Below are 26,328 nucleotides of genomic sequence, written 5' to 3'. Positions count from 1 at the left end.
TTTTACACCTTAATGGCCGGTTCAGTGTTTTGTGTTGTTCGATTCAACTTGTGTATAATGCAATACTCTCAATCAGAAAAAACAGACTAAAAAATGTCACAAGAAAATCATCTCGCGTTAGTCTGCGCCCTCAGTAAATGGGTCGAAACCCACTTAGGAAGGGTCATCTACCTCGAAGAGCTAGCTGCTTACTCAGGCTATTCACTTTGGCATATGCAAAAAATATTCAAAGAAGTTACCGGCGTATCACTAGGTAAGTACATCAGAGAAAGGCGTTTGGCGGGAGCCGTTTATCAACTAAGAAGCAGTGAGAGCACTATTTTCGATATTGCTTTGGATTTTGGCTTTGGCTCACAGTCACACTTTACATACATGTTCAGAAAACGCTACGGCATAACTCCGTATGACTTCAGACAAAATACAGATATTGATCTGAATATTGCACTACCACTGCATGCCATTAATCAGAAGCTAGCATGACATGCCGCTATTCCTCATTTCGCCTGAGATGCGTACAAGTGCAATCCGGCGAATAATACCCTTCAGTCCTTTTTGTAGCAATTTTGCACATCGATGAATTGTACTTCGTTACGTTGACGATCAGCCATGTACGTCATCACAAACATTACGCTAACGACGATGAGCGCAGCCATCAATAAACCAATCAGTGCGATGACTTTATTATCATCAAACAAACTCTTATCCACATAGTCTCCCTAATATCTGTAGTTCATCAAATCAACCACAGGATCGCAATCAAGGTCATTGCAATCAGCAAACATGATGTTGTTAGTAAAACCACGAGCGCAAATTGCGCATCGCCAATGCCCGTGGGGTAATCACTACCTTGGGCGATATCTTTTTGTTTTTTCAAAGCAATACCTGCAAATTAACGCTCATCAGCCACAACTCGCATAAGAAGAATCGTGTTTATTATCAAATACCGTCAGTGATAAAAGAACATCAGACCATTTCAACATTGAGTTATAACCACACGATCCTGTCGTAGTCTGCGTTATAGATCAAGCCCATCCATTGTAAAGTTAAAGGCATTAGACAGATACATTAATAACTATTAAGTATTTTGACCTCTAGAAAGAGCACACGATGCCACGTACTTCATTTAACCGTTTCGCGATAAACAGCCAAATTGTAACGCGACATAAATAGATCGAATCGCCATTATACCGAGATAATGCCCGTCGCCAGACTGTATACCGCAGCAGTGGCAGCAATAATTGCCACCGCAAAAAGGCACTTTTCAATCGGCATAAATACGGGTTTATTCTGCTCACGCTTTGCAATAATGAACAACATAGTTCCTGGGCCGTAAATCACCGCCGATAACAAGATATACTTCAGGCCTCCCGCATAGACCATTAATAGCGCATATAGCGTTGCTATCAATGCAAGGATGAGATCTTTTTTATGGCTGGATGAACCAGGCAGGTAAGTTTCCTGAGTCCAGGCAAGTTTCAGCCCATAAGCGGCAACCAAAAGATACGGGATCAAAACCAGTGAACTGGTTAATTCCAGAGCAAGTTGGAAAGCATATTCAGTAAAGAGAGTGACAATTAAGAATAACTGGATGAAAATATTCGACATCCACACGGCTGCTGAAGGCACTCCACGCTTATTCTCGGTTGCAAATATCTGCGGCATGATATCGCTTTTCGCGGCAGAATATAGCGCTTCAGCCGCCAGCAGCGTCCAGGACAGATAAGCGCCCATGACCGAAATAATCAGGCCAACACTGATAAATATCGCTCCCCAGCGGCCAACAATATGCTCCAATACACCGGCCATTGAAGGCTGGCGTAAAGCTGCAAGCTCCGGGCGCAGCAGCACACCATAAGAGAGCATAGTGACCAATACCAGCAGGCATAGCACACCAATAAAGCCCAATACCGTTGCGATACCAACGTGCTTTCTATCCTTGGCATAGCGGGAATATACACTCGCCCCTTCAATACCCACGAATACAAATACCGTGACCAGCATTGTGCTACGAACCTGCGAGAATAAAGATTGGGATGCCGCGCCTATTTCCAGCGCCGCATGGCCGGTATAGCCATAATCATCAAGATGGGAGAGATCCCCCACAGCGCCCAACGCATCACTACCCCAGAAATTCAATGCAAAAGTGTCGGTGCGAAAGGCAAATGCCAGCACGATAACAAAGATAAATATCGGAATAACTTTAGCAAACGTGGCTATAGTATTAATCGCCGCTGCTTCTTTAATACCGCGCAGCACCATAAAATGAAAACTCCACAAGATACATGAAGCAATCAAAACGGCCAATAATGTATTGCCATCACCAAATATCGGGAAAAAAGCCCCCAGTGTGGATTTGATCAAAACAAAATAGGATACGCTACCAATACAGGCTCCAGCCCAAAAACCAATTGCAGAAGCGAAGCCAGCATAATCACCAAAACCCGTTTTAGCATAAATATAAACGCCAGAGTCCAGATCAGGCTTACGTTGTGCTAACGTCTGGAATACAAAAGCCAGCGCGAGCATCCCTCCCCCCGCAATAATCCAGGCAATAATGGCACCGAACCCTCCGGTTGCACGGCCAAATGTAGCAGGTAAAGAAAAAATGCCAGCACCGATCATGGAACCTACTACCAAAGAGGTTAATGACCATAATGACAGTTTTTTAATTGATAAATCCGCCATATCCAGTTCCATATACATTGGTTAATACAATGTAAAACAGAATAGCCTAATAGGTGACGAAGTCCTATAGATGCCCTTCAGGGAATAGGTAAGCGTCTCATAAAATTTTGGCTAAATAATAACGATGGTAGCCCCCGACCACATTCTCTAATGTCATTTTTAATTGGTAACCGTGCTTTTCATAGAAAGGCCGGGCCTGGAAGCTGAATGTATCTACTTGAGCGAATTGACATCCGCGTAAAATAGCCTCCTGCTCTGCCGCCTGCATCAATTTACTGCCTGCCCCCGAAAGACGTAATGTGTCGGATACCCATAGATATTCAATACTTAGGCAATTCCCTAAGGTATAACCGGCAATTCCGCCCAGTTTCTCATCTTGTTCGCCGGTGATAAACACAGCTAAAGGCTTACGGCCATTATCCCCCACGAATTTACGGTTAAACGCTTTTAGTCCATCGATGATTTCCGCTATATCCGCAGACGTTGGGGTATCAGTTATCGTCAGTTTCATTGCTATTATTCCTCTCTATTAGCTCACTAACAATACTCGATATAATGCAGACTTCAATGGCTATTCCCATCGAAAATATTTTTATTGGCGGCCAATAATCACCAAAATTAATGCTATTAATAACCATTTACATTTATAATGCTGCAAACCGTTTCTCTTCGATACTGACACTGAATTCTTCATTTGTAACTGCTAAGGATGCCTTAATGCTCCGCCGTTTCTTTTCTTACTACGCCCCGTATAAAGGACTTTTTTACCTGGATTTTGGCTGCGCTATTCTGGCGGGATTACTGGAACTGAGCTTCCCAATGGCGGTAAAGTTATTTATCGATAAGTTGTTACCTAATCAGGACTGGGTGCTGATTCTATGGGCAGCAACCGGTTTGTTACTGATTTATCTGCTAAATACCGCGCTGATGGCCATTGTGAATTATTGGGGTCATGCTCTTGGGGTCGGCATCGAAACCGACATGCGCCGTCAGGCATTTAGTCACCTGCAAAAGTTGTCATTCAGTTATTACGACAATACCAAAACCGGACACATCATTACTCATGTCACTAAAGACCTCGAAGAAGTGGGAGAGATTGCTCATCACGGCCCGGAAGATCTCTTCATCGCGATAATGACCTTTATTGGCGCATTTATCCTGATGGCTACCGTTCATCTTCCGCTGGCGATGGTTACCATCATTATAGTGCCCTTTATGACTTATCTGGTCAGCCGTTACGGTGCGCAAATGACAGACACCTGGCGGCAGCTGTTCGGCCAGGTAGGGAATTTCAATGCACGCATAGAAGAGAGCATCGGTGGAATCCGGGTAGTGAAAGCCTTCGCCAATGAATCGCACGAGAAAAAGCTGTTCGCAAAAGATAACGAAGACTATCGCACCACTAAGCTGCGCGCTTATCGCATCATGACCACCAGTATGACCATGAGCTATCTCAGCACCCGTTTGGTACAGCTAATCGTCATGGTGGTGGGAACCTGGTATGTGGTACATGGCCAATTGAGCTACGGTGGATTTGTCGGTTTCTTGCTGTTGGTTGAGGTCTTTTTCCGCCCCGTGGCAAAAATCACCTCGGTATTGGAAAGTTATCCCAAAGGGATCGCCGGTTTCAAACGATTCACTCAACTGATTGATACATTGCCTGATATTGTTGATAAACCTCATGCAAAGTCGGTAGGACATTTGCACGGAGATATTCACTATCAGCATGTTAACTTTGGTTATTCACCCCATAATCCAATTTTTATTAACATGAACCTGCAAATTCGCGCGGGTGAAACGGTGGCATTCGTCGGGCCATCAGGGGCGGGTAAAACTACATTGTGCGCATTATTACCCCGTTTCTACGAGCTGGATTCTGGCAAAATCACCATTGATGGTATTGATATCCGTGATATGACCCAACAATCTCTGCGCAATAATATCGGTATTGTGCAGCAGGACGTCTTCCTGTTTGGTGGTTCAATTAGAGAGAACATTGCTTACGGCAAGCTGGATGCCACTGACGACGAAATCATGGCGGCAGCACGGCAAGCGCGGCTGGATGAATTGATCGAGAACCTACCCGATGGGTTAGATACCGTCGTCGGTGAGCGTGGTGTAAAACTCTCTGGTGGCCAGAAACAACGGTTATCCATCGCCCGTATTTTCCTGAAAAATCCGCCAATTCTGATCTTGGACGAGGCGACATCGGCGTTAGATACGGCAACTGAGCAGGCCATTCAGCTCGCATTGACCGCGCTATCGCAAGGTCGGACTACGTTAGTGATTGCCCATCGCCTGGCGACAATTCAAAATGCCGATCGCATCATTGTGGTCGATAAAGAAGGCATTGTAGAACAAGGGGATCACCACGAGTTACTGGCCCGTAAAGGGGCTTACGCCAAACTGCATAATGCTCAGTTCAGTGCCGCTGGATAATCAGTAAAAACCCCCCGTTAACCCTTACGGGTGGTAAACTGGAGGAAAATTCAGCCAAAGCCATTCCATCGCGGGCATAAATAGGGTACAAGGACGCCATGAAAATTCCAAAACGAATCCAACCGCTGGTTGATGACGGCTTGGTTGACGAAGTCATCCGTCGTTTGAAAAGTGGCAAAGAAGCTGATGTGTACGTTGTCCGTTGTGGATCTGAGATCCGCTGCGCAAAAGTTTACAAAGAAGCAGAGAACCGCAGTTTCAAGCAGGCTGTTCAGTATCAAGAGGGGCGTAAGGTACGTAATAGTCGCAACGCCCGCGCAATGGCCAAAGGCTCCAAATTTGGCCGTAAGCAACAAGAAGAAACCTGGCAAACCGCTGAGGTGGATGCGCTGTTCCTATTAGCCAACGCCGGTGTGCGTGTTCCACAACCCTATGCATGTCTTGATGGTGTTTTGTTGATGGAGCTGGTGACCGATGAAGATGGTCTGGCAGCGCCGCGCCTCAGTGACGTGCCATTTACTAAAGAGCAGGCTCTGACTGACCACGCAATAATGATTCAGTATGTGGTACGCATGTTGTGTGCTGGGGTGGTTCACGGCGACTTGTCTGAGTTTAACGTCCTGATGGATAAAGACGGGCCGGTGATTATTGATTTGCCACAAGCCGTCAATGCCGCAGCCAATAACCACGCCAAAGCTATGCTGGAGCGTGATGTCGAAAATATGACGCAGTATTATGGTCAATATGCCCCTGAGTTACTTCATCGTAAATACGCCAAAGAGATGTGGGCGCTTTATGAAGATGGCAAATTGCATCCGGAAACTGAGTTAACCGGCGAGTTTGCTGAGAGCACCGAGGCCGTCGATGTCGAGGGCGTGCTTGATGAAATTAAAGCCGTCATTGCGGAAGAAGAAGAGCGCTTACGCGAGGCCCAGGATCACAACAGCTAAGCCGTTTACTCTTGCTACGAACACATTGCGGCTTGCCTCTGGCCCATGTTGACGTAGCAAGTTTTCTTTTAGCGCCAACTTCAATATCTGTAAGGTAAATTATCGCCCCCTCCCCCACATTAACTATTGTGGTACGGCAATCCAGGCAGGTCGTAATGATAGACCATATTTCCTGGCATCCCGTAACAGAGCGAGATAAAAATTAGACGACTTATTATTCCATTTTCGCGCTTCGCGATAAGCAGCAAACGCAGAACCACGCCAGCAATAAAGTAAGCATGATGGCTTTCACCCGACAGAATTGGGCGATGGCTGCAACAGTTTAAGATATTGATTAAAGATTTATCATTTTAGAAGTGCAAGCCATCTGCCAAGGCGTTATCTTTGATAGACATTCACCATGAAGGCGTTTCTCATGTATGTTGTCAGCCTGACCTACCATCAATCGATCGATGTTGTTGAACCCTTAACTGAAAGCCATAAAGCGTGGTTGAAAAAGTATTATGCTCAAGGTGTGTTTATCGCATCCGGCCGCAAAGTGCCGCGCACCGGTGGCATTATTTTGGTGAAAAGCATCGCACGCGAAGAACTGGACAAAATAGTGTCTGAAGACCCGTTTAACGCCGTGGCCGACTACAGCGTGACCGAGTTTGTACCCTCAATGACTATCGCGTCACTTGAAGCATTGAAATCGCTGTAGCGTGGGTAATACACCACATCATTGATGTATCAACGCACCAGATACCCGCGGGCAACGGTTAAGACTCTGCCCGCGGTTGCCTTTGCGCCATAATACGATGCAAGTTCTCCTCCAGCCATACCGCCAGCCCTTCCACTTGCTGCTGAATCTCTTTCCCCAACGGCGTCAGCTTATATTCCACATGCGGCGGTACTACCGGATAAGCTATCCGCTCAACAAAACCGTCTTCTTCCAGATTCTGTAGCGTTTGTGCCAACATCTTCTCGCTGACACCACCGATTTTGCGTCTCAGCGCACTAAACCGCAGAGTTTCATTGCTCAAGGCAATCAATACCAATACCCCCCAACGGCTGGTAACTCGCTTGAGAATCTCTCGTGACGGGCAATCTACATTGAGTAACTCACCGCGCCGCACCTGTTCCGGGAATGAAATGTGGCTGTTCAAATTTTGCGATCCCATTATTTCGATACTAACCTTTTGGTGCGTACTTACGTAAAGTTAGTATATTGCATATGATGATCTTAAGAATGAATTTTTGATGAGAAAACGGTTCCTTTTTGTCATTAACAGTCACCTTTTCCTATAAATGCAAACGTGGAGTTTCATTATGATCGCAGTTACTGGTGCCACCGGCCAATTAGGCCGTCTTGTTATCGACGCATTATTAAAAAAAGTCCCTGCCAGCGAAATCATTGCCGCCGTGCGCAGCCCTGAAAAAGCCAAAGATCTGGCAGACTTAGGCGTCCAGGTGCGTAAAGCTGATTATAACTTACCCGCCACTCTGGACGCCGCTTTTAGCGGCGTCGATAAGCTACTGCTTATTTCATCCAGTGAAGTCGGTCAGCGGATAGCACAGCATACTGCCGTGATAGCCGCAGCCAAACGTGCCGGAGTCAAACTGTTGGCGTACACCAGCTTGCTACATGCCGATAAATCGCCATTGGGTTTGGGTGAGGAGCACCGGGCAACTGAGGCGCTGTTGCATGAATCTGGCTTGCCAGTCGTATTACTGCGCAATGGTTGGTACAGCGAGAACTATGCTGCGAGTATCGCGCCTGCGGTGGCTCACGGCGTATTTATTGGGGCCACTGGCACTGGGCGGATCGCCTCAGCCGCGCGTGAAGATTATGCACAAGCAGCGGCTACCGTGCTGTTAATGGAAAATCAGGCAGGTAAGACCTACGAACTGGCAGGTGATGACATTTATACGTTGGCTGAATTCTCCGCTGAGATTGCCCGTCAAGTCGGTAAACCTATAGAATATCAGGATTTATCACAAGCTGACTTTAAGCAAGCCCTCATTGGCGCAGGTTTACCTGAAGGTTTTGCCAGTTTATTGGCGGATTCTGACGCGGGGGCAGCTAAAGGTGGGTTATTTGATGACAGCCATACCTTAAGCAAACTGATTGGCCGCCCGACAGCACCTTATGCTGATGTGATAGCCGCAACACTGGCGACACGTTAAGCCTTAGAATGGTATAAAGGGGCGTATGTCCACGATAGAAGACATACGCCATTTCTACTCAACATAACTGTTATTTATGTCTTTAACTCTAACTTACAGTGAAAGTTTAATTTCATCGGCCAAGATATCACTGATATTCTCATGCATTTTTGTCGTTGGATGCATATTATCCCAGAAAACGGATGCTCCATTGCTATTTTTACATTCCTCTCTCGGTGATGCACCTGCAATATAATCAAGACTCGAATCTCTCAGATTAAGACAAGTATCCTTAGAATTTACATAATTGAAGCTTGCAGGGTTTTTTATTATTTTATCAAAAGCTGAACTTAGATCGGGTATAATCTATTTAACATCCGGATAAGTTAATTTTAACATATTGATTAACGAGCTTAGTTTTGTATTAAACTCAATAGACTTGTTTTTTAATTTATCCTTTTCGGACAGACTCCAGTTTTTGACCGCAGGGAGAGTAAATATCGCGATCTGTTTGGCCCCCAGATTTTTCAATCGGACTAAAGAGGTTTTATAGTTATTAATAATATCATCCGGTGATTTACTTCCCGTGATAAAATCATTGCCGCCAAACATAGCAAGAAAAAGAGTTTGGCCGATATCGTATCTATTAGACTTTTTCAGATAAGACTCAAATGAGTCTAATTGTTGGCCCAACCCAGAGAATATCAGGTTATTACCACTCTCTGCATTTCCGGTTGCCCACGTATAGCCAGGCACCTTGATATGCTTTTTACTCAGGTATTCATGCCAAACGAGTCCGTTTGAAAAATGCCCTAAAAACCATGTATTACTGTTTGGCACTGTTCCATAAGAGCCGTTATAAACATTAATCGTATCAGATAAACTATCGCCAAAAATAACCATTCTATCCAGTTTCGTTTTGCCAATATCGATTGAGGGCATATTACCCCCTTCATTCCAGAATAAGTAGTAATAAGAAAGAGTGTAATCAGATGCGTAAGGTATTAAATCACTATAGTTAATGCCTTTATTACTTAGTGCATTAATACAAACATCTTTTATTTCCTGCTGACTAGCTTTTGTATAGAACATATTAGCTAAAATGGCGCCGGAATATCAACGACCGCTAACTGTAGCATAATTACTGGCTGTACTACCCATCCGCCCCCATTCCCAAGATGAAGTTACATCAAAAACTTTATCTTTATTTTTCCTATAAACACACTTTATGTAGGTATAGGTTTCACTATTCCTGATGGATTTTTGCATACTCATTTCTGGTGGGATATTTGTTTCTTAAATTGAACTCATTTCTTCCACTGCATAGGCTGAAATGCAAAAAGTATATAAAAATAAAGCCAGAGGCATCTTATTAATTTTTACTTCCTTTTTATAATTAACTTAATATAAAGCTGCGAAATGCAGCTTTATATAGATTAGATTATTTATTTCACTGTTTCTGATGATAAGAAACACAAATATTTGCAGCTTGGCCGGCAAGTTCACTTCGATCGCTGGCAATAAAAATGCCAGAAATATAGTGTCCCTCAAGCGCAAACTTTCTGTAATTTGTTGAATAACGTTGACCGACAGTAAAGGTACGGCCATCGCTTAAGGTAAATTTAGCTTCGTCAATTGCGCCACTACCCCAAGTTTCCATTGTTTCAATGACACTCCATTAAGGTCAATTGAACTAAATTCACCAGTAACAGTTCCTTGCGAATACTTACTACCATTCTCAAAGGTGATTTCTAATCCACCTACCCGTAAAGCACCTCCGATACGTCGTATATAGCTTTTAACTGACTTAATTTGATTTATGCGACCATTTATTAATTTTGGCTTAAATGGCTCCGGCATATTTATTTCGTCTTTTAATGCGAGAATTCGCGCCTGACTGGTTGGCCAACCAAAGAAAGTCGAGTAGCTCAGTATTGTTGAATACAGCCCCTGTGTATTGCTTCCATTCTTCTGAATACTTTGAATGATCTCGGTATACTCCAAACCATGCACCCGACAGTAGCCATGTACATACATAACATTGTTGGCTACAGTATTAGGTGCCGAGTCGTTGTATTGGATCTCTAATTCTGTATCGTAAATCTCATGAATATAATCCTCGACATGTGTAACCAATAGATTAATATTTCGTTGAAGTTGCCCAACTTCATTACTGTTCAATCCGATATCGTCTTTACGCTCAATGCCCATGGTCCAGTACATTATTTGCATCAGCGCCGTTGCTGAATACATCGGCAGGATATGATAATTGGTTTTGTGATCAAAAGTAGTAAACTTGCGTTGTACGCTATCCAAATGTACCGATACGCTCATAAATAAACTTTTGGCTTCCGGTGTACCAGGATGGTCCTGCAAGGCCGCGACAACGGATGCAATCTTCCCTTTAAGTTCAGCAATATCGCCCAATAAAATGCCTTTAATAGCTTTAAGCACATTCTCTTCGATAAGTTGCTGTACCCGGCCCAAAATTTCCTGCCAGATATCTCTCTCTTGATCTTTCCAAAAGAAGCCAATGTTAGAAAAAATAATTAATAAAAATAAATTAATTGTTTCCATCAAATAATTGGACGCCACAAATAAGTGTACCTGTATACATAAATAGCACTTTTATGGTGCGTTGATAATTTAAGTAATAAAGGTATAAAGTTTTATCTTTTATCGCCGATGACCGTCAGCAATTGTTTTATTTATCTGTTATCCGGGATCTCCCCATTTACTGAGGTTATTATGAGAGTTAACAAGCCTGTCAGTCGGCAGGAGTCGCAATACCACCTTGCAATCAACTACCGATACTCACGGTAATATTACCTACGCCAACGCCGCTTTTGTGCGTGCCAGTGGCTTTGACTATCAGGATTTGCTGAGCAAACCCCACAATATGTTTGCCGTGGTTGCCGGTGAGGTGCGCAATCTTGCACAGCGCTAGTCTACTGCGGCTAAAGAGATCAAGCAGTTAATAGAAACCAGTGTGGAAAGGATGCGGGATGGCAGTACTCAGGTGCAACATGCCGGTGCTACAATGGATAATATTGTCAAACAGGCCGGTCAGGTTTCCACATTGATCAGCGAAATCAGTACCTCAACTCATGAACAAACGCAGGCGCTTGGTCAAATAAACCAATCAATTGGTCAGTTAAATCAAATGACCCACCAAAATGCGGCGATGACAGAACAATATGCTGGCGCGGCAGAGGAACTGGCGTATCGAACTCTGCGGCTCACTGCGGCGATGCGCATATCGGCCCGGCAACCGATAAACGCCGTTCGGTCAATAGCATCAGTTGACAAGCCATTGACATTAAAAAGGAGATGACTTGGGGAAAACCCTCTTAATACCTGTTATAGCGGTTGTTACACAGGGTTCATCTGTCATAGCAATAAATAGAAACCCCGCTATAGTAGGCAGGATATTATTCAATTATTAAATAAGGAGTTTTATGTCATCACTTAATCAAACATCTGTTAACGCTCACAAAGATGAAACCGATGCAAACTTATCTGGTGAAGATCATTTGATCGCCCATGAAGCTTTGCTGATCGCCTTAATGGTTGAATGTGCTAATGAATCAGATAACGACCTGTTTCTGTCAACCGTGCGTGACACGCTCAACAAGGTCTTAAGCTCGACGCATTATCTTGATGCCAACAAGATAGCCAATGGCCTGCTTGATAAGGCTGATGATAAAGCCAACCGTTAGCCCCCAGCCCTCACTCATCGAGGGCTTTTTGTTGGTAGCGAAAGTCAATACTGACACGCAGGTTGATCAATAATGGCAAGATAACGATAATCAACCAATAAAAGCGGTAACATAATCCATTGAGGAAAGTAATGGCTTCGCTGAAAGAAGTAGCAAATCTGGCGTCAGTTTCATTAATGACCGTTTCTCGGGCGATTAATAACCCAGACCAACTGCGCCCAGAGACTTATCAGCGAGTCATGCAAGCCATTGAGGCCCTCAATTATGTCCCCGACTTTTCCGCCCGGAAAATGCGCGGTAATACCACCAAAACGTCCACTCTCGCGGTGCTTGCATGGGATACCGCCACCACCCCCTTTTCCGTCGAGATATTACTGTCTATTGAGTTGACGGCACGCGAGTTTGGCTGGAATAGTTTCCTGGTCAATCTGACCTCACATGAAGATAGCGAGCGAGCAGTTAACCAACTGTTGGCCCAGCGTCCTGATGGCATTATTTTCACATCTATGGGGCTGCGGCAAGTCACTATCCCAGAGCGCCTGCGGGATAAAAATATCGTGCTGGCTAATTGTGTCAGCGAAAACCATTCTATCCCCAGCTACATTCCTGATGACTTTGATGGTCAGTATCAAGCGATGAAAGTGCTATTGCGCCGAGGATACCAGCGGCCATTGTGCATTTACCTTCCCGAATGTACTTTGGCAGGTAAAGCGCGGCGAGCGGGTGCAGAAAAAGCGTGGCAAGAATTCGCCTTGCCGGTAGAGCAGTTACGTCAGTGCCATTTAGCATCGGGGGATGAGCATTATCAGGATGTTATTCCACTACTCGATCGCTACTGCCCTGAGGGAAAACCTGATTTTGATGTGCTGATTTGCGGCAACGACCGTATCGCTTTTCTGGCCTACCAAGTGCTGCTAGCCAAAGGTATTACCATCCCACAACAAGTTGCGGTGGTAGGCTATGACAATATGGTCGGCATCGGAGAACTATTTTTGCCACCACTGACGACGGTACAACTGCCGCATTATGATATTGGTCGGGAAGCGGCCCTTCATTTGATTGAAGGACGAGAATCACGATCAACACGCCGGTTGCCGTGCCCACTGCGGGAGCGGGCATCCATTTAATTTCAACGTGATGATCTAGCTACTAACTGCCAGTATTCACCGTATAGTAGCTCGGCCTGACCATTCTCCGCATACAGGGATAAACAGCGTTCATGCTCGGTTGGATAAATACGACTGCTCATACAAGCTTGCCCATCATTGATAAATACCTCCACAGACGAACTATCAATAAATATACGTAATGATAATAACCCCTGTTCTGGTAATGCCACACTGCGATACCCCGTCAGTCCATATTGTGGGTAATACCTATCCAAAACTAGTCGATTAGCCTGATTATCGACATAAACCGAAACTTTCCCCCCCGTTCCTTGGACATCAGCTAACTGCACACCATATCTTTCTGCATGACTGGCTGTGATATCCCATGTCAATTGCAGTTCCAGACTCTGGCAATTTTCATGTAAAAGTTGTTTCTCTTGGGCCAGTGTCATTGATGTGATGAATTCACCGGCTTGCCTTAGTGCTTCAACCTCCCGCACCGGTTTTATTAATAAATTACCATCACAATCAATACTTAATTCTCGTGGCAAGGTTAAGCAGCCACTCCAATTATCGGTTTTGGTCGGCATCGGCGATTGCCACATATCCATCCAACCAATAATGACTCGCCGCCCATCGGCTGTAAGCAGAGATTGTGGTGCATAGAAATCATGGCCCAGATCCAGTTCGGTAAAAAGTTGAGATGGCTTAAAATCGCCCCCTGGTTGCCATTTGCCGCGTAAGACACCACTTTGGAACAAATTGCGATTGAGGTAACCTTTTGCTGCCAGCCCCTGTGGTGAAAACATCAGAATGTGTTCATTTTCTAACGGGAAGAAATCTGGACATTCCCACATATATCCCATGCTGTCGTCTGCGCGCGCTAAAACTTGTATAAATTGCCATTGCTGCAATGAACTGCCGCGATATAGCAAGACTTGCCCATGATCTCGCTCATCTCGAGCACCGACCACCATCCACCAACAATCATCTTCAAACCACACTTTCGGATCGCGAAAATGCATGATTCCCTCGGGTGGGTTCAGTACCACACCTTGTTTGTCAAAATGTATCCCGTCCTGACTGGTCGCCAGGCACTGTACCTCACGAATAGCGCTGTCATCACCCTCACCGTTAAGCCAAACATGTCCGGTATAAATCAGACTTAACACACCGTTATCGTCTACCGCGCAACCAGAAAAACAGCCGTCTTTATCCCATAAATCACCCGGAGCTAAGGCAATGGGTTGATGCTGCCAACTCAACATATCGAGGCTGGTTGCATGGCCCCAATGCATCGGCCCCCAATTTTCATCATAAGGGTGGTGCTGATAAAACGCGTGATACTGTCCGTTAAAAAAAATTAGCCCGTTGGGATCATTCATCCACCCTGCTGGTGGAGCCAAATGATAATGTGGATAGAAATGTTGGCCGAGCTGAGAAGCTAACGTTTGCAGCGCATCATTTGCTCGCTCAATTAATGAATTCATAGTGCTCACTTGGTCGTTAATTGCAAAGAAGGATCATCGGTACGCGATTTATCGCGCAACATAAAACAGGAGATAACAGTTAATCCAAGGACGATTGCCCCCATGATTATATAAGTATCAGCGAACCCCATTTGGTCGTAACCCATTCCTGCCAGGGGTGAAAATATGCTCGAACAGACTTGGGTGACAAACTGGAAGCCGACTAAATACAGCGTTGCTGATAACCGTGGATCAAAATTGGCGGCGATATACTTAAATATCGCGATCAGCAGAATGGGTAATTCGACCGCATGTAAGAGTTTCATCAATGAAATAGTGGCGGTATCTTGAGCTAACCCTGAGCCAAATATCCGCATTGCCATAATCAATCCACTCAGTAACAAACCTTTTTTAGCACCGATACGGTTAACCAAAAAAGGTGCGAGAAACATCCCGCCCGCCTCTAGGAATACTTGTAATGAATTAAGGAAACCGTACATCTCATTACCATGTCGCGCATCAGCAAATAAAGAAGAGAAATACACTGGGAATTGTTGGTCATATACGTTGTAAACGCTGACGCCAGTAACAAACACCACCAGCGCCCAGAACCGTGGCAGACGGAATAACGACAGCGTATCCTGAAGTGTCAAAGCACTACTTTTGCCATATTCTAACTGCCCCATCACATCAACTTTCACTTCACGTAAACACCATAGCAGCAGTAAAAATAATGCGGCCGATGCCGATGCCATCCAAAAATTAATATTAGGATTAATATTAAACAACATACCGGCAAAAAACGTGGCACCGGCCCAGCCCAGAGAACCCCACATTCGAGCCTTACCAAACTCAAACCCACTAATCCGACTAACACGCTCGGTATAAGATTCCAGAGCACCGATACCAGCAAAGAATGTCATCCCCATATATAAGCCGCCCACCACGGCACCGGCGAGCATATTGATACGCAATAAAGGGGCATAAACATAAATAAAAAAAGGACCACTGATCAGCAGCAAAATACCAATAGCCCATAAAAGATGTTTCTTAAGCCCCAGTTTATCTTGTATCACCCCGTATAACGGCTGCGCGCAAAGTGCCGTTATAGCGATGGCAGAAAACGTCGCACCGGTTTCAGCACCTTTTAGCCCGACATATTGATTTAACCATATGGAAAATAAAGAGAATGCTGATGACCAGGTGAAGAAAAACGTAAACAGTAAACCACTTAAAATCAGATATTGATTGCGGGCAGAATGTTGCATGGCGATATCCTGTTGGAGATTTACGCCTATTGTTAACGTTAACTTTTTATTTTGGAAAGATCCGTCTGGTGATATTCGTGATGTTAATCACCAATGTTAACGTTAACAAATTATTTATGTGATAGTTATCACGAAAAAGACCGTTCTATTAAGGGGGCCGGAAGATTGCGCTGAGTAACTCTCTGGCAACATTAATCTGCTTATAAATAGAAGATTGTGGCAAAGGTGGAATCAGGCTACATGTCATCTGCCGCAAGGGTTCAGCGATAACCATCAACAGCATTAAATCACGCCATTAAGAATAATCGCCGGACCTTAGCCAGCTTCACGTAACTCATATTCAGGTGTCTGAGGACCACCACGGGGTACGTCGGCTGAATAGAAATAGGTTATCACGGGGGTAAAAAGACATATTTGATAACCCTGCCCATGTGCTTATTAGGAAGTTAAGCTATCGCTACGCAATAATACGCCGGTTTGTTTTTACAACAGCTTAGACTTTAGTTCACGGCCAGAAGCATCAGACTAAACAGATAAAAAAACAGGTACCGCTTTGTGCACCTGTTTCCTGAATTTAACAAATATTTTATCTGTGAGTAGTTTTAGTCTGTTTGTTCTATTTCCAACCGTTCTTTGGGCGGTAGAACTGAATAACTGGCAACAATCGCCGTAAGGATAATAAATAAGTGCCCTTCCGAAGAATCCAGTAAGAAGGAGTTAAACAGATGACAAGCCAGATAACTACCGAGTATTGCCAATAGTACGTTTCTGACCTCACTTGGCAAACGCCAAGCCGCAAGGAAATAGCACCACATCCACCCCAGAAACAGAATTAATCCCACCAGACCGGATTGCACAGTTTGCATTAGATATTCATTATGCGGGTTAATGCTGTACTCATCTGCGGAGAATTGATACCAGAAACCGCCAGCACCATTGCCCAGCACCGGAGCTTGCTCAATCAGTTTTACCGACTCCAGCATAAATGCAGTTCGCAGCCCCATTGAGCTATCACAGGCAGTATCGGCCTGGCCATTAGATGCCGCCAAGCAGGTTTGAATCTCTGTCACGCCTTGTTGTAACCGATCAACTGCCCGGTTTGGCACCATAACAATTATCGCTGCGACGATAAGTCCGCAAACGATCATGCCCAGGCGCTGGCGGGTTGAGAGTGACATTACCCCCACACACCAAAAGCCGCAGCCAGCGCTACATAACCGGTTCTACCCTGCACCATAAATACGATGTTATACACAGCCAGACAGACTAGCAAAACGTACCCCCAGCGCTTCACCCCGTGATGTCGGAACGCCAGAGAAAGCCATAGCGTGGCAGCCAGAGCCATAAAGAAGTTATGGGTAATTTGTAGTTTGAAGACTGAAGGATTAAGCGGGTCAATATGTCCTAACGGCAAATGAAGAACCCCCACCCACAAACTGGCAGCCAGGATAACCACATTAGCCACTAAAAAACCTTTGGCAAAATAGCTGGCAAGTGTTCGGGACAGTAAAAAAAACATCGCTAACGGCAGAATATACAATAATTTAGAATACTTACTCACCATCACTTTACCGTACAGGTTGTGATGCCAGAGCAATGATACAGCTAACAAAATAAACATCAGAGCCGGTAACCAAATCAATGGGTTTTTTACCAAGGCTTTGACATAACGGGTATCACGGCTAAATAACAAACAGATTACCGCCAGAACCAGCGATAAATTCATTATAAAATTTGAAGTGGGTAAACCAACACCTAACAGAAAGGCAGTTGCACAAGACAGCAAACCCACATAGCGGTGCACGGGAGGAGCGCTTGGCAAAGGAGCAGGAGAAATCATAAGTCACTCACTTCAGGTTGATAACCAGTTGAAACTGCACAACGTGTCGGCTTCAAACATGGCAGCGTCAGTCGATAATACCAATGAGCTGTCAGATAACGGCTCATTGAGGGAAATGACTCTACAGCAAGCAACGTTATGCCGAGAGCGTTCTGAACAGATAACGGAACCACCATAATGGCCGCCACCATATCTTTCGCTCAGGAACTGGGGCAGGACGTGAATGCACCTTTTTGATTTCCCAGTTAAAATTCAGGAATATCCTGCTGTGCCCATACTCAGGGCCAAACAGCGAAATTTCACGTTTTTTGCGATCATCAATTGGCGCGTTATGCGCCAAATCACGATTCAGAGAATGGTAGCTTTTCTTCCTATCAACATTACGCTCAATACATCTAAACTTTTTAGGCAGATAACGCGGCGTGGTGCCGTGATCTTTATGAAACTTCACAAAACGATAATCTTCCGACCCGTAATGACCCGCAAATTCTTCATCATAGCCAAACAACCGGAAAAACCGCGCTCGGGACATGAAGAAAAGATTTGGGTGACCCCGGTACGCTTTGCCTGTTTTTTCATCGGTCCGGTAGATACGATACAGTGAGCGCCCTGGGTTACGGGCATTGACCAGATAGCGCAGCGTGTCTGCAGGAAGCAGACAATCTAAGTCGGTGATGATAATTTTGTCAGATTTTGCGTAAGTTACGCCCAAATTGCGCGAACCTGCCTGATTCCATTGAATATCAGTGGTTATTCTTAACCATGTGAAATTCAAATCGTAATCTTTTACTTCATACTCTAAAGGTGAGCAATCATCAACGATGACAAATTCGACAGCATCCTTAATATCATCAGGGTACGACTCATACTCCGTCAACAAAGACTCAACAGAGTCCATATTTCCCTGATTGCAGTAAAAATGAGTTACATAAGTTAGCTTGATATGCTGCTTATCTAACGGATGCCGTGCTTTAACGATTTCTACATCCTTCGTCACAATATAAACCTCTGTTTTAAGAGAGAAAAATAAAATAAATTTTATAATATCTTGAACATTGATGGCTAAATAAGCTTAATATGGATAGATAGCAAATATATGCCAGATAACGTGCGGTAAAGGATAAAGAGTTACCATAATCAGTCAAATAATTTCTTCAAATTATGCGGTAAGGAAGACTTGGTGCATGGATATTGAATCAATAACAAATAAGCACAAAACCGGCACAGTGATGGGCAGTCTCCCACCATTGCACTGTATTTAGATAAAAAAAAACCTCACGGCAGCCTACACTCCCGCAAGGTTCTCTCATTCTCAATAACTTACATGTTATCGATGATATCCTGACCAAACTCGCTACACTTGCGCAATTTAGCCCCTTCCATCAGGCGTTCAAAATCATAAGTCACGGTCTTGGCCTGGATTGCACCTTCGGTTCCTTTAATGATTAAGTCTGCCGCTTCAGTCCAGCCCATATGACGCAGCATCATTTCTGCTGACAGAATAATTGAACCTGGGTTCACTTTATCCTGGCCGGCATATTTTGGTGCAGTACCGTGGGTGGCTTCAAACAAGGCACACTCATCACCGATGTTGGCACCCGGAGCAATACCGATGCCACCAACTTGTGCCGCCAACGCATCAGAAATGTAGTCACCGTTCAGGTTCATACAGGCGATAACATCATACTCTGCCGGACGCAGCAGAATCTGTTGCAGGAAAGCGTCAGCAATCACATCTTTAATAACAATCTCTTTGCCGTTATTTGGGTTTTTGATTTTAACCCACGGGCCGCCATCGATCAGCTCACCACCAAACTCTTCACGCGCTAACTGGTAACCCCAGTCTTTAAATGCGCCTTCAGTGAATTTCATAATGTTGCCTTTGTGAACCAGAGTCACTGAGTCACGATCATTGGCAATGGCATAGTCAATCGCAGCACGAACCAGGCGTTTGGTCCCTTCTTCTGAACAGGGTTTCACGCCGATACCGCATTGTTCAGGGAAGCGAATCTTCTTCACGCCCATCTCTTCACGCAGGAACTTAATCACTTTTTCAGCTTCTGGTGAACCGGCCTGCCATTCAATACCGGCATAGATGTCTTCAGCATTCTCGCGGAAAATCACCATATCGGTATCTTGTGGGCGTTTTACCGGGCTTGGCGTACCAGTGTAATAACGCACTGGGCGCAGACAGACATACAAGTCGAGTTGTTGACGCAAAGCAACGTTCAGAGAACGAATACCACCGCCCACCGGGGTAGTTAGCGGGCCTTTAATTGCAACACGGTAATCACGAATAAGATCCAATGTCTCTTCTGGCAACCAAACATCTTTGCCATAAACATGGGTTGATTTCTCACCGGTGTAAATTTCCATCCAGGAGATTTTACGCTCACCTTTATAGGCGTTCTTAACCGCAGCATCTACCACTTTGATCATGACAGGGGTCACATCAACGCCAATACCGTCACCTTCAATATATGGAATGATCGGATTATGCGGAACAACCAGTTTACCCTGAGCATCGACAGTAATTTTCTTACCTTCTGCCGGAACAACTACTTTGCTTTCCATCAACCTCTCCTTCAGCGCGATTTTGTTAATGCCTTGTAAGATTCGTGTCAATACTACTTGAATATTCGTTCCACGCCAATCCGAAACAGATTGAGGTATAATGCGCTAATCATCCAAAATCGCAATAATCATGAATAAATTCTCTGTTAAAAATCACAAAGTTAACCGATTCAGCACTAAGGCACAGGCGACACGAACTGCGGTTATCACCCCACGTCGGGTACTGTTATTCAATAAGCCTTTTGACGTATTGCCGCAGTTTACCGATGAGTCCGGACGCACAACTTTGAAGGAATTTATTCCTTTTAATGATGTTTATGCAGCAGGCCGCCTGGATCGCGACAGTGAAGGTCTGCTGGTATTAACCAATGATGGCAAGCTACAAGCCAGGCTTACGCAACCGGCCAAAAAAACCGGTAAAGTCTATTTTGTGCAAGTTGAAGGTGTACCCAGCGATGATGCGCTGCTACAACTACAACGGGGAATGACCTTGAAAGATGGGCCAACCTTACCGGCGGGCGCTGAATTGGTGAGCGAACCAGAGTGGTTATGGCCACGTAATCCGCCGATCCGAGAGCGTAAATCCATCCCAACAAGCTGGTTAAAGATCACGCTTTTTGAAGGGCGTAACCGTCAAGTGCGCAGAATGACCGCCCATATCGGCTTCCCGACCCTACGTCTAATACGTTTTAGTATGGGCAATTTAAGCTTGGGCGACCTACAGCCTGGCGAATGGAAGGAGATAAACCATGTTTAAGCCCCACGTTACCGTCGCTTGTGTGGTTCACGCTCAAGGGAAGTTTCTGGTGGTCGAAGAAACTATCAGTGGCAAAAAATTATGGAATCAGCCTGCTGGACATCTGGAAGCGAATGAAACGCTGCTTCAGGCCGCAGAAAGAGAGCTGTGGGAGGAAACGGGTATTCGAGCTACCCCGCAATCTTTCCTGAGAATGCATCAATGGATAGCGCCAGACAACACCCCATTTTTACGCTTCGCTTTCGTCATTGAGCTATTAGCACCACTAGCGACTCACCCTCATGACAGTGATATCGACCGCTGTCTGTGGCTCAGTGCGGATGAAATTTTGCAAGCAGACAATTTGCGCTCCCCATTAGTGGCAGAAACTATCCGCTGTTATCAGCAACCTGAGCGCTATTCACTCGATCTGGTTGGCTGCTTTAACTGGCCGCTATAAAAGCTGAATTTGATTTACTCAGATAATGTCAAATCGGCAATGCAGCACTGTCGCCAACGTGATAAAATCCGGCGCTTGTTTTTATAATGCCTTACCCGTGACGAGAAGTGGTTCAGATACCCTCATCATCCGCCATAATCGTCACAGGAACGTTAGTGAGACTCCCATGTCAGATAACAGCCAGAAAAAAGTAATCGTCGGTATGTCCGGCGGTGTCGACTCTTCCGTTTCCGCTTACCTGTTGCAACAGCAGGGCTACCAGGTAGCTGGCTTGTTCATGAAAAACTGGGAAGAAGACGATGGCGAAGAGTATTGCTCAGCAGCGACCGATCTGGCCGATGCGCAAGCGGTATGCGACAAACTGGGCATGGAGCTGCACACCGTCAATTTTGCGGCGGAATACTGGGATAACGTTTTTGAATTGTTCCTGGAAGAATATAAAGCCGGGCGCACTCCTAATCCCGATATTCTGTGCAATAAAGAAATTAAATTCAAAGCGTTCCTCGAATTTGCCGCCGAAGACTTGGGCGCAGATTATATCGCCACCGGCCACTATGTCCGTCGTCAAGATGTCGATGGCAAAAGTCGTTTATTGCGCGGGCTGGATGGCAATAAAGACCAAAGTTACTTCCTCTACACCTTAAGCCACGAGCAACTTGCCCAAAGCCTGTTCCCGGTGGGTGAGCTTGAAAAACCGGAAGTCCGTCGTATTGCCGAGCAACTTGATTTGGTTACCGCGAAGAAAAAAGACTCGACCGGCATCTGTTTTATCGGTGAGCGCAAATTCCGTGATTTCCTTGGCCGCTATCTGCCAGCACAACCCGGCCCTATCATGACCGTAGACGGCCAGCATGTGGGTGAACATCAAGGTTTGATGTACCACACTTTGGGGCAGCGCAAAGGTTTGGGTATCGGTGGCACTAAAGAGGGCGGCGATGACCCGTGGTATGTGGTTGATAAAGACCTCGCTAACAACATCCTGCTGGTCGCGCAAGGGCATGAACACCCGCGGCTGATGTCAGTTGGCCTGGCAGCGCAACAGCTTCACTGGGTAGACCGCCAACCGGTCACGGCACCGTTCCGCTGTGTGGTAAAAACACGCTATCGTCAACAGGATATTCCCTGCACCGTAACGCCACTGGATGACGAGCGCGTTGACGTTCGGTTTGACTCTCCAGTGGCCGCCGTTACGCCGGGCCAGTCAGCCGTCTTCTATCAGGGCGAAGTGTGCCTGGGTGGCGGTATCATTGAAGAACGTTATCCACTGACCGGCAGCGTAACAAACTAAACCAGAACGTTTACAGGAGTGACTGTGGCGAAGAACTATTATGATATTACACTGGCATTGGCAGGGGTTTGCCAGTCTGCCCGTGTGGTTCAGCAACTGGCGCATGAAGGTCAGTGCGATAATGATGCACTGAATACCGTGCTGGGGAGCCTGTTACAGACCGATCCCTCGTCTACCCTTGCAGTCTATGGCGGCAATGAACAGTCGTTGACAATGGGGTTAGAAACGTTGCAGAGCGTCTTGAACGCTAATCGTCAGGGGCCTGCGGCTGAACTCACCCGTTATACCCTAAGCCTGATGGTGTTGGAACGTAAGCTGAATGCCAACAAGTCCGCCATGAATACCCTGGGTGAACGCATCAGTCAGCTTGATAGGCAACTGGCCCATTTTGACCTTGAATCTGAAACGATGATGAGTTCGCTGGCATCGATTTACACAGATGTCATCAGCCCACTGGGGCCACGGATTCAGGTCACCGGTTCACCGGCAATCTTACAAAGTACGCTAGTGCAGGCCAAAATTCGCGCCGCACTATTGGGCGGTATCCGCTCTACCGTACTTTGGCAGCAAGTCGGCGGAAGCCGTTTGCAGTTGATGTTTTCGCGTAACCGCCTGTTTAAACAGGCGCAGAGTATTCTTGCTCATAGTTAAAATTGTTAAAATCTGACTTCAGGAGTCGCCACCAATGGAATTATCCTCACTGACCGCCGTTTCACCTATTGACGGGCGCTACGGCGATAAAGTCAGCGCGCTGCGCCCAATTTTTAGCGAGTTCGGTTTGTTAAAATTCCGCGTACAGGTCGAAGTACGTTGGCTGCAAAAACTGGCCGCCTGTGAAAAAATCAGCGAAGTTCCACCTTTTGATACCGACGCAAACGCTTACCTTGATAAAATCGTGCAAGAATTCAATGAAGAGGATGCGCAACGTATCAAAACCATTGAGCGCACCACGAATCATGATGTGAAAGCCGTTGAATACTTCCTGAAAGAGAAAGTAGCAACTGTCCCGGCGCTGCACGCAGTGTCAGAATTCATTCATTTTGCTTGTACTTCAGAAGACATCAATAACCTGTCCCACGCCTTGATGCTGCAAACTGCCCGTCAAGAGGTGATATTACCAATGTGGCGTCAGGTTATCGATTCAATTAAGGCCATGGCCCATGAGTACCGCGATTTACCCCTGTTGTCCCGTACCCACGGCCAGCCTGCAACACCATCGACGATAGGTAAAGAATTTGCCAACGTGGCCTACCGCATGGAGCGCCAGTTCCGTCAGCTCTCTCAAGTAGAGATTCTGGGTAAGATCAACGGTGCGGTAGGTAACTACAATGCCCATATTGTGGCTTACCCTGAAGTAGACTGGCATCAGTTTAGCGAGAGCTTTGTCACATCGTTAGGGATTAACTGGAACCCATACACCACACAAATAGAACCCCATGATTACATCGCGGAACTGTTTGACTGTGTGGCCCGTTTCAATACTATTCTGATCGACTTTGACCGTGATATCTGGGGTTATGTTGCACTGAATCACTTCAAGCAAAAAACCATCGCCGGCGAGATTGGCTCAAGCACCATGCCACACAAAGTAAACCCAATCGACTTCGAAAACTCCGAAGGCAATCTGGGCCTGTCAAACGCAATGCTCGGCCATTTAGCCAGCAAACTTCCCGTTTCTCGCTGGCAGCGTGACCTGACTGATTCCACTGTACTGCGTAATCTGGGTGTTGGCCTGGGATATGCACTGATAGCTTATCAGGCGACGCTAAAAGGCATAAGCAAACTGGAAGTGAATCAAGCACACCTGCAAGACGAGCTGGAACATAACTGGGAAGTGTTGGCCGAGCCAATCCAAACGGTTATGCGCCGTTATGGCATCGAAAAACCGTATGAGAAGCTAAAAGAGTTGACCCGCGGTAAACGTGTTGATGCTGCCGGTATGCAAGCATTTATCGATAGCCTCGCCCTGCCAGAAGAAGAGAAAACACGCCTGAAAGCCATGACTCCGGCCAATTATATTGGTCGGGCCACAAAGATGGTTGATGAATTAAAGTAATGTTTTCACCTCGACATACCCAAGTCGCGAAATTGCAGGCAGGTAACCTCCTGTAATTTCACTAACTCAATGAGGCGATGCAGGTGATTTATATCACCTGCATCGCCTCTATCACTTTTTATCCCCCTGCATCAGCCCCTGTTTAGTCATGGTTTAGTCGGCATCACCGATAATGTTCGATGTCAAAAGGACGTTAACCTCCAGGAGCAATCATCAATTATGCTAAAAAAAACTATATTATCCGTCGCACTAATGGGAGCCTGTACTACCGTTATGGCGAACAATTACACTTATGTGGCTGGCGGTTTACAATACGGTTCAATTAGCAGTAACGACCGTTTTGATAAACAATTCGATCGTAGTAATTACAGCCATATAGGCAATCGTGATATGGGGGGAGTTTACCTTAACGGTGGCTATGGTTTTGATAATGATTTATTTATTGATGGCCGCATAAGCAGTATTGCTAATAATGATCGTGGCCTTGCAGAAGCTGTACTCGGCTTAGGGTATCATTTTGCATTTTCACCCAATATCGATTTTTATACTCTGGTAGGCGGTAGCCGCCATGCGCTGGTTTTTGATGCCAGTAAAGACGGCAAGAAGACCAACACCTACAACAGTGTCACGGGTGAAGTGGGTATTAAAAGCAGACTGTCACAGGATATTGGCTTAGGCGTTGCCTATCGTCTGGCAAATTATGACCATAGGGCCTTCCATGAGGCGCGGATCACCACAGATTATGCCCTCACACAAAGCCTTGCGGCTGAAGTCGGTTATACCTACCATAACTGGAAGGTCAATGATCAGGCAATGCAAGTCGGTTTACGTTATAACTTCTAAGTCGTTGATGTTATTTTTACTTCGCCGGGTAATTATTAGTTATCCGGCTAAAGTCTTATCGAGGAACGTGGTATGCGGGTTTTAGTTGTGGAAGATAATGCTTTGCTACGTCACCACCTTACGGTTCAAATGCGAGAAATGGGGCATCAGGTAGATGCGGCGGAAGATACCAAAGAAGCCGACTATTTCTTGCAAGAGCACGCCCCAGACATCGCAATTATCGATCTTGGTCTCCCCGGCGAAGATGGTTTAAGTCTCATCCGCCGTTGGCGTAGCCACCAAACAAACTTACCTATTCTGGTTCTAACCGCACGGGAAAGTTGGCAGGATAAGGTCGCAGTGCTGGAGGCAGGTGCAGATGATTACGTCACTAAGCCGTTCCATCTGGAAGAGGTGATCGCCCGGATGCAGGCGTTGATGCGCCGTAACATTGGTCTGGCTTCCCAGGTGATTGAATTCCCACCGTTCCAAATAGACCTCTCGCGGCGAGAGTTGTGCGTAAATCAGCAACAGATTAAACTGACGGCCTTTGAATACACTATCATCGAAACTCTTATCCGTAATGCAGGAAAAGTGGTCAGCAAAGACACCTTGATGCTGCAACTGTATCCTGACGCAGAACTACGTGAAAGCCACACTATCGATGTATTGATGGGCCGCTTGCGCAAAAAACTGTTGGCAGAACATGAGGGTGAAGTGATTACGACCATTCGTGGTCAGGGATACCGTTTTGATGCCAACTAAACA

General features: G+C 45.7%; 25 protein-coding genes and 3 pseudogenes. 15 read left to right on the top strand and 13 right to left on the bottom strand.

Translation table 11 applies throughout. The annotated features are described in order from the left end of the window. Positions 1 to 93: 93 nt before the first annotated feature. Positions 94 to 480 (top strand): helix-turn-helix domain-containing protein, encoded by a 387-nt coding sequence (locus tag YALDO0001_RS07730; protein WP_042546185.1) that lies wholly within the window; start codon positions 94 to 96, stop codon positions 478 to 480. Positions 481 to 542: 62 nt separating this feature from the next. Here the strand turns inward: YALDO0001_RS07730 and YALDO0001_RS20690 are convergent, their stop codons facing one another. From YALDO0001_RS20690 to YALDO0001_RS07715, 4 genes are all read right to left on the bottom strand, one after another. Continuing rightward, positions 543 to 707, bottom strand: a complete 165-nt coding sequence (locus tag YALDO0001_RS20690) for a hypothetical protein (RefSeq protein ID WP_004701652.1) — start codon at positions 705 to 707, stop codon at positions 543 to 545. A gap of 26 nt (positions 708 to 733) precedes the next feature. After that, on the bottom strand, positions 734 to 874 hold the full coding sequence (locus YALDO0001_RS21470; protein ID WP_004701650.1) for a hypothetical protein: 141 nt from the start codon (positions 872 to 874) through the stop codon (positions 734 to 736). 308 nt (positions 875 to 1,182) lie between these two features. Next, on the bottom strand, positions 1,183 to 2,685 hold the full coding sequence (locus YALDO0001_RS07720) for an amino acid permease (RefSeq protein ID WP_042839566.1): 1,503 nt from the start codon (positions 2,683 to 2,685) through the stop codon (positions 1,183 to 1,185). A 97-nt stretch (positions 2,686 to 2,782) separates the two neighbouring features. Beyond that, positions 2,783 to 3,196, bottom strand: coding sequence for a GNAT family N-acetyltransferase (locus YALDO0001_RS07715; protein ID WP_042839565.1), 414 nt, complete (start codon positions 3,194 to 3,196; stop codon positions 2,783 to 2,785). A gap of 206 nt (positions 3,197 to 3,402) precedes the next feature. On the opposite strand from YALDO0001_RS07715, the gene YALDO0001_RS07710 reads away from it, so the two are divergent. The 3 genes from YALDO0001_RS07710 (at position 3,403) to YALDO0001_RS07700 (ending at position 6,774) form a co-directional block, all read left to right on the top strand. Continuing rightward, the gene (locus tag YALDO0001_RS07710; RefSeq protein ID WP_004701641.1) at positions 3,403 to 5,124 is read left to right on the top strand and encodes an ABC transporter ATP-binding protein; all 1,722 of its coding nucleotides are present in this window, start codon (positions 3,403 to 3,405) and stop codon (positions 5,122 to 5,124) included. A gap of 98 nt (positions 5,125 to 5,222) precedes the next feature. Continuing rightward, positions 5,223 to 6,074 (top strand): PA4780 family RIO1-like protein kinase, encoded by an 852-nt coding sequence (locus tag YALDO0001_RS07705; RefSeq protein ID WP_004701640.1) that lies wholly within the window; start codon positions 5,223 to 5,225, stop codon positions 6,072 to 6,074. Between the two features lie 415 nt (positions 6,075 to 6,489). Continuing rightward, complete coding sequence (locus YALDO0001_RS07700; RefSeq protein ID WP_004701637.1) at positions 6,490 to 6,774, top strand: YciI family protein; 285 nt, start codon at positions 6,490 to 6,492, stop codon at positions 6,772 to 6,774. Between the two features lie 58 nt (positions 6,775 to 6,832). Here the strand turns inward: YALDO0001_RS07700 and YALDO0001_RS07695 are convergent, their stop codons facing one another. Further along, on the bottom strand, positions 6,833 to 7,243 hold the full coding sequence (locus YALDO0001_RS07695; protein ID WP_071986387.1) for a winged helix-turn-helix transcriptional regulator: 411 nt from the start codon (positions 7,241 to 7,243) through the stop codon (positions 6,833 to 6,835). A 139-nt stretch (positions 7,244 to 7,382) separates the two neighbouring features. Here YALDO0001_RS07695 and YALDO0001_RS07690 point away from each other — a divergent pair, with 139 nt between their 5' ends. Further along, positions 7,383 to 8,240 (top strand): SDR family oxidoreductase, encoded by an 858-nt coding sequence (locus tag YALDO0001_RS07690; RefSeq protein WP_004701633.1) that lies wholly within the window; start codon positions 7,383 to 7,385, stop codon positions 8,238 to 8,240. Positions 8,241 to 8,585: 345 nt separating this feature from the next. Here the strand turns inward: YALDO0001_RS07690 and YALDO0001_RS19690 are convergent, their stop codons facing one another. The 3 genes and pseudogenes from YALDO0001_RS19690 to YALDO0001_RS07680 all read right to left on the bottom strand — a co-directional run bounded on the left by YALDO0001_RS19690 (position 8,586) and on the right by YALDO0001_RS07680 (position 10,796). Next, positions 8,586 to 9,122, bottom strand: a complete 537-nt coding sequence (locus tag YALDO0001_RS19690; protein ID WP_493666645.1) for an SGNH/GDSL hydrolase family protein — start codon at positions 9,120 to 9,122, stop codon at positions 8,586 to 8,588. Positions 9,123 to 9,185: 63 nt separating this feature from the next. Next, positions 9,186 to 9,488 (bottom strand): annotated as a pseudogene (locus YALDO0001_RS22635) (SGNH/GDSL hydrolase family protein); the annotation flags it as partial. Between the two features lie 342 nt (positions 9,489 to 9,830). Next, on the bottom strand, positions 9,831 to 10,796 hold the full coding sequence (locus YALDO0001_RS07680; RefSeq protein WP_004701629.1) for a hypothetical protein: 966 nt from the start codon (positions 10,794 to 10,796) through the stop codon (positions 9,831 to 9,833). A 325-nt stretch (positions 10,797 to 11,121) separates the two neighbouring features. On the opposite strand from YALDO0001_RS07680, the pseudogene YALDO0001_RS07675 reads away from it, so the two are divergent. From YALDO0001_RS07675 to YALDO0001_RS07665, 3 genes and pseudogenes are all read left to right on the top strand, one after another. Further along, positions 11,122 to 11,553, top strand: a pseudogene (locus tag YALDO0001_RS07675) (methyl-accepting chemotaxis protein); the annotation flags it as partial. Between the two features lie 124 nt (positions 11,554 to 11,677). After that, on the top strand, positions 11,678 to 11,938 hold the full coding sequence (locus YALDO0001_RS07670) for a hypothetical protein (protein WP_004701621.1): 261 nt from the start codon (positions 11,678 to 11,680) through the stop codon (positions 11,936 to 11,938). A 131-nt stretch (positions 11,939 to 12,069) separates the two neighbouring features. Continuing rightward, positions 12,070 to 13,065, top strand: coding sequence for a LacI family DNA-binding transcriptional regulator (locus YALDO0001_RS07665; RefSeq protein ID WP_004701619.1), 996 nt, complete (start codon positions 12,070 to 12,072; stop codon positions 13,063 to 13,065). A 2-nt stretch (positions 13,066 to 13,067) separates the two neighbouring features. Here YALDO0001_RS07665 and YALDO0001_RS07660 read toward each other — a convergent pair whose 3' ends face one another. The 5 genes and pseudogenes from YALDO0001_RS07660 to icd form a co-directional block, all read right to left on the bottom strand. Continuing rightward, complete coding sequence (locus YALDO0001_RS07660) at positions 13,068 to 14,537, bottom strand: glycoside hydrolase family 32 protein (RefSeq protein WP_004701617.1); 1,470 nt, start codon at positions 14,535 to 14,537, stop codon at positions 13,068 to 13,070. A gap of 5 nt (positions 14,538 to 14,542) precedes the next feature. Continuing rightward, a complete protein-coding gene (locus YALDO0001_RS07655) occupies positions 14,543 to 15,784 on the bottom strand; it encodes an MFS transporter (RefSeq protein WP_004701616.1) in 1,242 nt (413 codons plus the stop codon). A 602-nt stretch (positions 15,785 to 16,386) separates the two neighbouring features. Continuing rightward, positions 16,387 to 17,624 (bottom strand): annotated as a pseudogene (locus YALDO0001_RS07650) (O-antigen ligase family protein). Positions 17,625 to 17,760: 136 nt separating this feature from the next. Then, positions 17,761 to 18,621, bottom strand: a complete 861-nt coding sequence (locus YALDO0001_RS07645) for a glycosyltransferase family A protein (RefSeq protein WP_004701610.1) — start codon at positions 18,619 to 18,621, stop codon at positions 17,761 to 17,763. Between the two features lie 323 nt (positions 18,622 to 18,944). Continuing rightward, positions 18,945 to 20,198: an NADP-dependent isocitrate dehydrogenase gene (gene icd, locus YALDO0001_RS07640; protein ID WP_004701608.1), complete on the bottom strand. Its 1,254-nt coding sequence runs from the start codon at positions 20,196 to 20,198 to the stop codon at positions 18,945 to 18,947. Positions 20,199 to 20,328: 130 nt separating this feature from the next. Here icd and rluE point away from each other — a divergent pair, with 130 nt between their 5' ends. The 7 genes from rluE to phoP all read left to right on the top strand — a co-directional run bounded on the left by rluE (position 20,329) and on the right by phoP (position 26,325). Further along, complete coding sequence (gene rluE / locus YALDO0001_RS07635; RefSeq protein WP_004701606.1) at positions 20,329 to 20,955, top strand: 23S rRNA pseudouridine(2457) synthase RluE; 627 nt, start codon at positions 20,329 to 20,331, stop codon at positions 20,953 to 20,955. Then, positions 20,948 to 21,394, top strand: coding sequence for an NUDIX hydrolase (locus YALDO0001_RS07630; protein WP_042839563.1), 447 nt, complete (start codon positions 20,948 to 20,950; stop codon positions 21,392 to 21,394). The genes rluE and YALDO0001_RS07630 overlap by 8 nt, the downstream gene beginning before the upstream one ends. Before the next feature lie 166 nt (positions 21,395 to 21,560). Further along, positions 21,561 to 22,682: a tRNA 2-thiouridine(34) synthase MnmA gene (mnmA, locus tag YALDO0001_RS07625; protein ID WP_004701601.1), complete on the top strand. Its 1,122-nt coding sequence runs from the start codon at positions 21,561 to 21,563 to the stop codon at positions 22,680 to 22,682. A gap of 24 nt (positions 22,683 to 22,706) precedes the next feature. Continuing rightward, complete coding sequence (gene hflD, locus YALDO0001_RS07620; RefSeq protein WP_042839562.1) at positions 22,707 to 23,333, top strand: high frequency lysogenization protein HflD; 627 nt, start codon at positions 22,707 to 22,709, stop codon at positions 23,331 to 23,333. A 34-nt stretch (positions 23,334 to 23,367) separates the two neighbouring features. Continuing rightward, on the top strand, positions 23,368 to 24,738 hold the full coding sequence (gene purB, locus YALDO0001_RS07615) for an adenylosuccinate lyase (protein ID WP_004701598.1): 1,371 nt from the start codon (positions 23,368 to 23,370) through the stop codon (positions 24,736 to 24,738). A 219-nt stretch (positions 24,739 to 24,957) separates the two neighbouring features. After that, complete coding sequence (locus YALDO0001_RS07610) at positions 24,958 to 25,581, top strand: YPO1635 family putative outer membrane beta-barrel protein (protein ID WP_004701596.1); 624 nt, start codon at positions 24,958 to 24,960, stop codon at positions 25,579 to 25,581. A gap of 72 nt (positions 25,582 to 25,653) precedes the next feature. Beyond that, complete coding sequence (gene phoP / locus YALDO0001_RS07605; protein WP_004701595.1) at positions 25,654 to 26,325, top strand: two-component system response regulator PhoP; 672 nt, start codon at positions 25,654 to 25,656, stop codon at positions 26,323 to 26,325. Positions 26,326 to 26,328 lie beyond the last annotated feature (3 nt).

It is taken from the genome of Yersinia aldovae ATCC 35236 (assembly GCF_000173735.1).
Taxonomy (GTDB): domain Bacteria; phylum Pseudomonadota; class Gammaproteobacteria; order Enterobacterales; family Enterobacteriaceae; genus Yersinia; species Yersinia aldovae.
The sequence above is the reverse complement of the archived record's forward strand: the minus strand, read 5'-3'. Positions and strand labels throughout refer to the sequence as shown.